At 31.0% G+C, this 13,130-nt stretch carries 2 protein-coding genes; both read right to left on the reverse strand.

Annotated features, from left to right (window positions below; all coding sequences use genetic code 11):
- Positions 1-101 precede the first annotated feature (101 nt).
- Positions 102-7,178 carry an Ig-like domain repeat protein gene (locus tag ACKI3Q_RS00785; protein WP_407413341.1) on the reverse strand — a complete coding sequence of 2,359 codons (7,077 nt, stop codon included), beginning with the start codon at positions 7,176-7,178 and terminating at the stop codon, positions 102-104.
- Positions 7,179-7,280: 102 nt separating this feature from the next.
- Positions 7,281-12,980, reverse strand: a complete 5,700-nt coding sequence (locus ACKI3Q_RS00790) for a NosD domain-containing protein (protein WP_407413343.1) — start codon at positions 12,978-12,980, stop codon at positions 7,281-7,283.
- Positions 12,981-13,130 lie beyond the last annotated feature (150 nt).

Here is a 13,130-nt window from a genome sequence, read left to right on the forward strand (position 1 = left end):
AAATTTATAATTAATAAAGCATTACTGGATCAATTAACTAAAAAAAAAATAAAAAAATAACTAAATTACATGCTCAAATGCCATTTAGTAAATATTATTCATTAATTAATAGTGATTGTATTAGCTATAGTATATCCATTATAACTTGAAGAGATTATATATTTGCCCTGCATCAAATTAATATTCAAATAAGCAAAACCTTTCCCATCAGTAATGCGATTATAAAATACCCCATTAATATTAAATTGAACTGATTTATTAACTGAAGGATGACCTGTACCGTCCAAGAGAAGAGCTTTAAATTTACTTCCATCACGATATTTCATATTCAAATCCTGTGCAGCCAAAATCGGAAGGACAGTAATTTTATTACTAATCTGAAGACCATTTGGATGAATTGCCGTTAAAATATATTCTCCAGGATTCAGATTTATATTTAATCTTGCAATACCCAAATCATTGGTTTTTCGAGTATAGAATACACCGTTAATATTCATCACAACATCCTGATTTGATAAAGGGTTGCCTTTACCGTCAGTTAACTGAATATAATACTGAGTATCATTCATGTAATATTTAACAACATCAGCAGCCATCATGGTTGGCAAAACAGTAATATTATATGATTGAGCAAAATTACCGTATGGATTATATGCAGTTAAGATATATTCACCAGGCAACAGATTAATAGTTAATTTTGCAATCCCCTCATTATTTGTTAATCTATTATAAAATACCCCATTGATATTCATAGTAACGTTTTTTCCAACAATAGGTGCACCTGTACCGTCAATAACCTTAACGTAAAATTGTGAATCGTTTTTATAATATTTAACTAAATTATCACCAAAGATAACTGGAAGAACAGTAATATTAGCAATAGCGAAAGCATTTTCCAGAGGATTTTCAGCAGAATATGCACAATAAATCTTATAAACACCAGGATTTAGGTTTATTGAAAATGTAATCAATCCATTTGAATCCGTAATTCTCGTATAATCCATTCCGTTAAGGGTAAGATTGATTTTTTTACCAGCCAATGGATTTCCAAGAGCATCAACCAAAAGAGCGTTGAATTGTGTTCCGTTTCTGTAGTATTTGACAACATCATATGCAAAAAGATATGATAAATTACCTGAGATGATAACAGTATCGTTGAAATCAGACCCTTTAAAAGCACCATTTCCATTAAATTTAGCCTCAATGTCAAATATTCCCATATCAGAACCTAAATTAATAAATATCTTACCTGCACTGTCTGTCATAAGATTATACCCATTATCATTTACCTTTACAAAGACATTTACACTGCTGATTCCCTCATCATTATCATCTACCAATGAAAGTATATATGTATCATTAATCAATAATCCCCTGAAATAAGAATTTTTCAATGTGGAATATGGTAAAACAGTAATTTTAAATGATCTGAGCAAACCGTCATATGGATTTTGAACTGTTAAATTATATACGCCAGGTTCTGAGTAAATATCCAGCTTTGCAAAACCATCCCCATCAGTGAAAACATTATAAAATACACCGCTTAAATTCATGGAAATGCTCTTATTGACAATAGGGCTGCCGTCTCCTTGCAATAGCTGAACTTTAAATTGGGATGAATCCCTATAATATTTAATAAAATCCTCACCGATGATTGTTGGAATTACAGTAATCGTTGATTCCTTTATGGCACTTTCAGTAACATTTTCAGCCAAATAATATGTTATCACTTTATAAAATCCAGGATGCAAATCAATTTTTAAACTTGCCCATCCGTTCTTATCCGTCTTATTCGTATAATTTGTACCGTTGATTGATATTATTATTAATTTATCTGATATGGGCAAACCTAAAGAGTTCAATAGCTGTGCATAATACTGTGTTCCGTTTCTGTAATATTTAACCAAATCAAATACAAACAGATAAGTTGAATTGCCTGAAATAACTGTGGAATCTGCTATTCCGGTTTTTTCATATACATTATCTCCGTTAAATGTTGCCTGAATATTATAAATGCCTGCAACATATCCCAAACTTATACTAGCTTCACCATTTTCATCAGTCACTCTGGAATAGCTGTTATTATTTATCTTAAATACAATCTGCTTATTTGAAAGCAAGTTTGCATTTTCATCAATTAAAATAACTTTATAAGTGTTATTCTCTTCAAAGGAACCTTTCAGAATGGTTTTTGTTAAATTAGCTGACGGCAAAATCTTTAGATAATTTGTTGTGAAACTTTCAAGGTATTTCTGTGAACCCACATAGCTTGAAGCTATTAAATAGTCTCCATATTTCAGTTTAAGTTTAAAAATGGCTTCACCGAGATTGTTTGTTATCTTTTGATAAGTGTTTACCGGATTTCCGCTAACTGTTGAAATATTGATTAAGATATTGGCTCCTGCAATTGGATTATCCAACAAATCCATTAAAGCAACCTTAAATTCAACGCTTTCATTGTCAAATTGAGTCTTGTCTTCAGCAGTCAAGAAGGTTGATGTCTTATCTGAATCCACAACCAGGACACGTGCACTGGATTTGGATGAAATATAATTAACATTGCTCATTGTAAATGTAGCCAAATAATTCCCAACACCATTGGTTATTAGCAATCTAGCTATACCTTCATTTTTTGTTGTTAAATTATATTTGGTGCCGTTAATATCAACATTCACTGGCATGTTTGTTAAAGGATTATTATTTACATCCTTGAGATAGATTTCCAGATATTTCTTATCTCCAACTTTCATTATAACATCAGATGCATAAATTGAAGTCGGCATATCATAAACGATAATGACATTGCTTTCTTCAGCGAATATCTTATAATATTCATTTGTATACCTATATGTTATATTATATATGTCAGGATCAAGCTTAATCTGTAGACGTGCTTTTCCAAATGCATCAGTCAACAGATTATATGACTGAATACCTTTTGAAGAGGAAATTGTGGCTATAATCGTTTTTCCATATTGGCTAAATGCATTAGGGTCATTGAATGAAATTACAAAATATTTATTTTCACCATAATACTGAGCCAAATCACTTGCATTCATGGATACATCTTGGATAACAGTCTTATTGCTCACAATTATTGTTGCAGCAGATGTGGATTCCTCATACCATATGTTTCCTGCATAATCGAGAGTTGCCAAATATGAACCTTCATTTTCATTGATAACAAAAGTTGCAACACCATTTCCATCAGTGCTCTGAGATAATGTTTTTATTAAGCTTCCCCAATATAAATTTAAGGTAATTGTTTCATTTGGAATGAATCTACCATACATATCACTTAAAACAACATCATATACACCATTCAATGGAATGTTAACATGATGATATCCAGAAATCACTGAAATGACTTTTTCAACTTTAATTAATCCTTTACCTACCGCTGAACCATAAATATTGTCTCCAGCATATATTGCCTTAACATCATAAGCACCCGGAAGATAATTTATCGTAAGCTGAGCAACACCGTTGTTATTTGTTCTTAAGCTGAATTCATCAGTTAAATTCCCTTGGCTAATGATTACCTTAATATTTTCTCCACGGATTAATGTTCCATGTTCATCCTTCAATGTAATATTATAAACATTACCCATTCCATAAAAAACAACATCCGGAACATCGATAGTTGAATTGACCGGACGGATAATTATCTGGGATTTTGATTTTGAACTCAAATACCACATGTCTCCATCAAAGATTGATTCGACAGTATATTTGCCAACATCCATATTCAAAATTAAATCTGCACGGCCAAATTCATTTGTATTTGCATCAACGTTCTTTACATTTCCGTTTGAATCTATTATCTTAAAATGAATTGTTCTATTTATAATACCGTATCCGTTTACATCATTCAAAATCGCATTATAGTTATTATTCTTACCGTAATATGTTTTATCTTGAGTGATTAGATATGTCTGAGATGCTAAAACATTAATTTGAGCTGTGTTATTTGACGGATTGAAATAACCGTTACCCCCATAATAAACGTTTATTGTGTACAAGCCTACAGGATACTGGAAATTGATTTCACAATAACCATTATCATCACTTACAACATCAAATGTTACAATTTCACCTTTTGAATTAATTATTTCAACTGTTAATGTTTGATTAGATACCTTATGGCCATTAACATTGATTAAATTGAATCCATATTTATTGTTTCCACCGTAAAATACCTTATTTTCCATTATGATTTTAGTACTTGTGTTGAGCAATGACAAATCCAATACCTGATTGTCAATTCTTGCATACACATTAATATCTTTTGAACTGCCGAGTGATGTTATGTTGGCATATAAAATATTATTCTTCAGTGGAGAATTAAGTGGTTGAATAATTCCATTTACGCATGATAAAAATACCGGTCTTTGATTAATTATGTAATTTAATTTATGGACATTTTCATTTACATCAATTAATGAGTTTAAACTAACTTTTACTCTATCATCAGTAACATTAACTAGTTCCATTATAATCCAATCATCCAATTTCAGATTGCCCAGGAACAAGTATACTTTTTCGGAACCAGGTTTTTGATTATCTCCCCACCAATTGGATGAGTAGTCAACGTCTCCAGAATATGAAAAAATGTCATTTCCTTCATAGGCGGCAGTATTATTAACAAATACTGAGTAGTGGACCGCTTTAGGATTGTACAATGCACCACCGTATGCTGCCCTGTTTGAAATGAAAGTTGAATTTATGACAGTTTCTGCATTTACAAGGCCATCCCCCTTATAGGCCGTGCCCTCTTTGAGAATATTTGAATTATTTTCAAAGTAGGAATTATTCACATCCAAAGCGTTAATGGCAGCCAATTCATTTCCTATAAATATAGAGGAATTTATTGAATTAATTTTTCCTATTGAACCATAGTTATTGATAAAAGTGGAATTATTAATAAATCCAGCAAAAGATCCGTGACTTTCATAAATGCTGAATCCATAAGTTTCTGAATAGTAAACCTGACTATTGAACTTAAATGTATTTTCAATAAATGTGGAGTTTTCAACATATGCATAAGTGGAATAAGCTTGTAATTCATCAAGTGATACAGACAATAACATGATTGGATGAAGATAAACAATACCTAATTTATTCCTTTTAAAGATTGAATTATAAATTTCTACTGAACCGTCAATAGGGAACAAATAATTATAGTTCAAATAAATCTGATTTGTATAATATCTGGAAGTCTCCTCAACTAAGATATTATCAACATAAGATTTGGCATTACCTGTCACAATTGCACCCTTATTTTTGTAGAATGATGAATTCGTGATTTTTACAATTCCACTTCCGTCAATTATCGCTGAAGATGCAATGTCTGTAAATGTTGAATTTTCAATAGCTAACTTACCGCCATTTACAACAAACAATGAATCACCATAATCCTGTGACATTACAGTAAAAGTAATATTTTTAATTAAAAGACTTCCCCATGACTGGATTCTGAAAATATTACGGCCATTATCTCTGCTCATTACAGCATTTTCCAGTCCGATTATAGTTAAATTTTTGGAAATTAGCAAATTAGAATTGGAACCATAAGAATAAGTTCCATTTAATAAATAGATTTTATTTCCATTTAAAGCCTTATTAATTGTGAAATCCAATGTCTGATAAGGAGATTCGAAACTTCCGTCACCATAACCATTGTGTCCTCTAGTTGGGGAAACATATAATTCATAATCTGTCATACCAGTACCAATAACCAGCCTAAGCCTTTGTGAATCAATGATTGCATAAACCAGAGAGCTTTCAGTATTATCCAATAAGTAGTTGTTAAAAATACCATTTGATAGAATACCTGTAGAATATAGGAATTTTCCATTTTGAGCCTCGAATCTGACTTGTCTTAATGGAAGCAACCCTACATTATCCAATTTATAAATTAATTTACCGTCAGTATACCTATTCAAAGAAACAACAAAAGGATCTGTTGTTCCAACAGGAATTGGCGAATTATTATTTTCAAAAAGCATTATAATCCAATAATCAGCCGAAGTTATTGCATAACGGATTTTTGGACCATTGTTATCTCCCCACCAGTTGAAAGGAGCATAAACTTCAGAAATACCACCATTACCAGTTATCTCATCCAAAATAACAGAATATGTAACATTAATTTTAGATGAAAATGAATTAATGCCTCTGTTAAATATTGATGAAACCGCAGTCAATGTAGAATTGGACAGTAAAAAAGGATTGGAGAACTGATTGAAATCAAATACATCAACCCTATTAAATTCAACATCAGAATTATGTATTCTCAATCCGTTAGTAAAATTTGTATTATCTGCATACAAAATACCGTTTTCCTGTTCTATATAATGAATTTTTGAATTTTTTATACCTACATTAAATATTCTATCGCCTGTGGCACTATAATCATAATTGGAAATCAGATCCCCGACAGCTGAATTGATGATTTGAATTGAATCATAGTTATATACCGTTGTAGTGATTCCTTTCTCAACAGACCTGAAAGGCAAATTTGAATTTGCAATTGTAGCATTTCCAAGATTTACAATTATCTGAGCCAATGTTGATGAAGATATATCTTTAAATTCTGAATCATTAACGAATAAATTTGCATTATTAAAAATAAGCCCCATAAAACTGCTCATTTTATTAAATGAAATATTATTTAATGTCAAATCACCATTATTTGTGATAATGGCAGTATTTTTTGAATTTACATCACAATATCCATTGACAAACTTTATATCATTCAATTTTAATGAATATGAATTTAAAATATTGAAAAAGCTGTATTTATTTTCCCCGTCAATAACAACATTTCCTGACAGAGCTTCTATTGTCAAATTCTTATCAACAGTTAAAGCAGTGTTCGAAGCTCCAGTATATCTACCATCCATAATAATAATCTTTGAATTATCCCCAGCATGGATAATAGCTTCATTTAAATTTGAATAGGGTGCTTCATAACTGCCGTCAGCATATCCAGAATTAGAATTATTTACATAAATTTCATTTTGATTTATTCCCAAAACATTATCAACATCATTTGAAATAAAATCATTTGATATTGTTGAATTATCCTCAGTTGCACTAACAAAGGACAGTGAAAGAATAAAAATTAATAATAATGAAAAATATACAAGAATATTATCATATTTAATTTTTAACACCTCTAACATAAGCCATTTTTTAAAAAAATGGTCGCTAATGTTATATGTTTTATTTAAAGAAGTATATAAAAATTATTAAAAAAAGAAAGATAAGAGAAATGATTAATATTCATCATTGCTCTTACGCCTATAACCAAATATTAATAAGAAAAGTACAACAACTGCAAGAATTAAAAACATAATAATTGGCTTATCATTGTCTATTTTCTTTTCTACAGAGTCCTCATCAATTTCATAAGCTTTTACATCACTACTTGAACTTGAAGATTGTGAAGATTCACCTTCAGATGATTCACCAGAATATGATGGAGAAGCAGATGAAGCTGAAATTGCATTAGCCACTAAACCAAATGTGTCTAGGGATTGATCAAATTGAGAACTGTTTGTCCTACTTACACTATTGCCTCTGGCGGTTCCATCCTGACCATTCATATTGCCATTTCCACCACCATTGGAATTAGGATTTGATGGATTTTCACTAGGTGGAACATAAGACGGAATATCCTGATAAATAAATTCCGGATTTCCAGTATTTGTACTTGGTTTTGAACTAGGAATAGGTACATTAATGCCTCTCGGACTTATGCCGCCGATAGTGCTTCCTGCCGGACTGGAACTGCCAGGTCCAGTATACTGTCCGCCATCACCTTCTCCCAAATTGGATCCATGACCGTTAGGATTTCCAGAAGGTCCTATAACATTACCGTTATATCCTCCTCCAGAATTACCATTTCCTCCACCAATATTAGTATTGGTAGCAGAATGGGAATTTGTTCCTGTTGGATTGATAGTTCCTGGATTATTGTCATTATTTCCAGGGTCTACAGGAGTTACTGGATTATCATCTTCAGCAGGTTCATTAGGAATAAACCATGTGACAATATTACTTAATCTGGATCCGATTCTGATATTAGGGAAATTATAAACGGAATTATCTGCATTGGCAGGACGTCCATTTAATTGTGTAGGACCCCAATAATTATATCTCATATCCGCAGAAACTCTAGTGCTATCGCTGGTTATATATGATGGAGAAATTGTACTTGATTCAGGTGCAAAATTATCATATATATTAGACTGATGTATTGTAATATTAGCCTGGCCAACACGCATTGCTCCACCGGAGATTAACGCCATATTGTCAGATATGGTTGAATTAAAAATGTTTAAATTGTTTTGTACATGACCATAATAGAAATATGAGTCATAATTTAAAGCTCCACCATATCTGGCAGAATTATTAGCAATAACAGTTCTTGTAATCAAGAAGTTATTCGAAATAAACATTGCTCCACCGGAACTTCCTGCACGATTTCCAATAAAATTACATAAATCAATGAATGCGTCGCCAGATTGCACATACAATGCACCAGCATCATTTGAAGCCTGATTATCTTTAAAATCAGAATTTAAAGCATTGAATTTGTTGAATGCACCGTAAATAGCTCCGCCATCATGGTTATTATTATACTGATAAGTATCAACCAAATCCATGTTTCCATTGGTTTTAGTATCCTCTGCACGATTGTTTACAAATGATGAATTTGTTATAATCAAATCAACATTCAATTCCTGATAAGCAGAAGCTCCAGCATATTTACCAGCTATTGCACCACCCTTATCAGCAGAATTCTTATGGAATACTGAATTATCAATGATTAAATCCGTACTGTTGGTATAGATAGCACCTCCCTGGCCGACAGGAACATTACACATTGAAGTGTATGAATATGTAACTCCAGTAACGGACCATGAAGAAACTCCTCTTCTAACCATACAATAATTAAATGTCACAATTGCTGAATTATCATAAAATAACGTATTGTTTACAATCAACAGATAGTTAGAATCAGTGAAAATTGCTCCACCATGAACACCATGATTTGCATATAAAACTGAAGAGTTTATTGATGTCTTACCAAAATCGGCTATTGCTCCGCCAATATGGGCCAAATTGCCATATATGAATGTATTATCTATAATCAAATTGCCATAATTTAAAACAGCACCACCTTTACCGGTATCTCTACAATCAACAGTAAATGCTTCATTTTCACTCACATCATGGTCAAAAATAGGATTTGAATTATCATAATATGAAGAAGAATTGCACAGTGTTGAATTATTAATAATCAAAGTTCCGTTATTTATAAATAATGAACCTCCATCAACATTATGACCGTTCCTAAAGGTTATGCCGTTAACGGTTAAAATACCGGTTTTAGAAATGCAAAACAATTGATTTGAATCAGCATCAATTATAACATCATCCTCAATTCCGGATAATGTAATGTTTTTATCAATGGAGAGGTCTTGATCAAAGTAGATTCCTTTTGACACGTAGATTACTGCATGATTTAAAGCATTGCTTAAAGCATGACTTATGCTGGCAAAAGGATTTGACTGACTACCATCACCATAAACATCACTACCATTAACTGAAACAAATATATTATATGGAGTATTGTTGGCAACGATACCATATTTTGAATAAACTGCATCATTTGCACGTTTAGAACCATTTCCACTAATCAGATAGTTTTCAACAATTATATTGGATAGGTCATTATCTGAAATTATCATAACTGCATAATCATCACCGCTTAATGAATTAGAAAAGACTTTGTTGTCGCATATATAGTTATTTGAAGATTCATCAGCATAATGTATTGCAGATTGATTTGTAATTAAGGATTCACCATTAATCTTGAATTCATTAGCCACTATTGAATCATAGCTTGAATTCAATCCATAATATCCAAATACTGATGATGCATTTCCTATTATAATGTTGTATCCAAAAACTGACCTATTTGAATTTGAAGAATAAATAAAGATTAAACTTTCAGCATCACCAGTGAAATTATTATTTAAGATACTGGTATCTCGGGAATTATTGATAACAATAACCCTAGATGAACTGTTAACAGCAAATATATTATTGTATAACTTATTTAATGAAGTGTTATCCAGTTCAATTAGATTTTCACCGTTGAATGAATTATTTGCCAAATAATTTCCATATCCTTCATCAATGTAAATCACCGAATCATCAAAAACACAATTTGAAATAACCGCATCTGAAGCATTGTTTAAATGGACAGTTGAATCAGCAAATGAAATATTTCCAATATTGGAAGATGAATTTATTATTAATACAACAGTATTAACTGAATTTTTCCTATAACTTGAAAGATTAACTGGAATGTCTATTATCAACATTTGATTATCTGATAGATTAAGCAATAATGTATCATTAGCCCTAACAATATCAGAATTCAATGCAGGTTTAAAGTAAATATCATAATTGACATCACTAACAACATGAACATTTCTTCCCAAATCTACTAAAGACTCATTATCATTGATTTTTATAGGGTTTGAAGCGTTTGAATAAATTAAATTATCCATAACAGAAATATTATTACAGTATCCTGAAATAAAGATTGCACCATCACCCATGCCAACAATATCATCAACATAATCCATTGAAGTATTTCTGGTAAAAATATCCAATGTATTATTTGTTATTGAAATATTATTGGATATATACGAAACGATACCATAACTGCCTCCACTTTCGGAAAAGAGATAATTATTCTCTACATTCATTGATTTGGACATATGCAATTCAATTAGGTATGCCATTTTGTCAGCATGAATTATAATTTCATTGTCTGAAATATTCCATCCATAAAGCTTGCCGATTACATTAACTGCTGCGATTCCGTATCCGCAGTCATCGGAAATGATATTGATTTTATTTCCAAAAACATCACTTTCAACAATAGTATCGGAAAATATTGCCTCTCCCATTCCAGAAGTAATCATTATAATAGTATTGTCATTGATTTTAAAATTCCTTGAAAATTCCCTATTATAAGTGTATGAACTAGGATTGTATGAAGGAATACTGATTCCATAGGCATAATCAATTTTGGAATTTACATAAATATTATTATTTGAAATAATATTGTCCATACCCACGCCACAGACAAAAATGGCAGAATCATAACTGGTATTTTTAGTAAATATTGAAGTTATATTATTGCAAACCACATTAACATCATCAACATTATCCAAAACAATAGCGTTTTTATTATAATTGACAAAATTGAAATCTCTTATTAAAGATCCGCTAGAACCTTCTTCAAAAGTTATTGTAACATTGAATAACAAATTATTCTGCTTATTGCTGATTACATTAATCTTTTCATCAAAGAAAATATTCTTATTTGAAATGAAGTTAAAGAAAATCGTTTTAGTGGAATTTTCCTTAAAAGTATAGTTCAAATAACCGAATTCATCAAAATAATCATAGAAATTATCATCATTGATAATCAATGCAGTTGCATCATAAATAACACCATTGACCATATTGTCGGAATCACTATCTGCAATAGCATCTGTAGTATCCTTATATATACCGACACTAGCATTAGTTTCAATGACATTTGATGCAATAGTAGTATAATAAACTAATCCCTTAAGAGAGATACCGTAACTGTCACTTGTAATCTTATTGTTGGATATTGTATTATTATAATACCTGTTGGTCTCAGTAGTCGTTATAGATATACCTCGGGCATTTGTAATAATTATATTATTATCAATAGTGTTTTCATTGCCTAAAAATGTGATTGCATCATCATGACTTGACTTTGCCTTATTATTATGGACATTAGAGTGATTGCCAACCATAGCAATTGCAGTTCCATAATTTTCAATATTAACAATATTATTATAGACATCAAGATTGCTACCTACTCTCAATCCGGATTCAACATCATTAAATGAAATATCGTTTCCAGTAACAATACCTGTTGAATTATCACCACCAAAGACACCAAGCCCTATTTTTTGGCTTTTTCCATATATGACATTATCACAGACTGACATATTATCTCCACTTACAGAAATTCCAATGACACTGCCATTGACGTCATTACCATAAACCTGTACATTAGTACCCATTAAATTAATACCGTAAGATCCTTTAAAGATAGTATTATTCGCAATAACCGTGTTTTCATGATTTGCATAAACCGCCTGGATAATAATAGACATAGGCAATGTTGAAAAACCTATCAAGTCATTATATGATATCGTACATCCTTCACACAATGCAGGTTCCAAACGGCCTGCAAATGCAAAAGGAGAGAAATAAATCAAATTCGTAACTGACAAGTCTGAATAACTCAATACTTCAATCTTATTTCTTGAAATAAAATTGTAATGACTATTGGCCATAATAATATTGGATGTGATATACGTTTTCATATCATTATAAATTATATTATTATTGCTTGCACTATGCATAGGAATGGCATAGACTCCACCAGAATTAGCAATTCTTATCACATTGTAAGAAATGGTATTGTTGCTGGTATCTGATAGCCATATTCCATGCAAATTACCTACATTCTGAGAATTAATCGTTAATATTCCTTCAGTGTTATTGATTGTAAGACCTGTTACTATTGAACCGTCACTGCCTTTAACCAGATGAATAAATCCGTTATGAATCTGATCTGATGAACTGTTAGGCATTATTGTTAATTGACGATCTATAACGAAACCTCTATTAGTTATATTAGCTATTCTCAATATATCTCCCGAGTTAATGTCTGCATCCCCATAGATTTCACCAGTATATCTATTAAAATAATTATCATAAGAATCCTGGTCAATTTCTATTGTTTTTCCAAAAACTGCATCACCAACAAATTCATTAGTAACAATCGAATCATTTAAATTATTGGCCATATAGACTTCTTCTGTAGCATTTGTCGCAAAAGCCATATTTAATGATAAAATAAATAAACAAATTAATATTAATGAAATCAAAATATCCTGTTTTCCTATATTTTCACCTCCTTTCAAATTAATTAATAAAAATATAGTCCTAACTTTAAAAAATATAAAAAATATATGACTATAATAATTATATTA

Origin of the sequence: Methanobrevibacter sp. (assembly GCF_045636185.1) — an archaeon.
Lineage (GTDB): Archaea > Methanobacteriota > Methanobacteria > Methanobacteriales > Methanobacteriaceae > Methanocatella.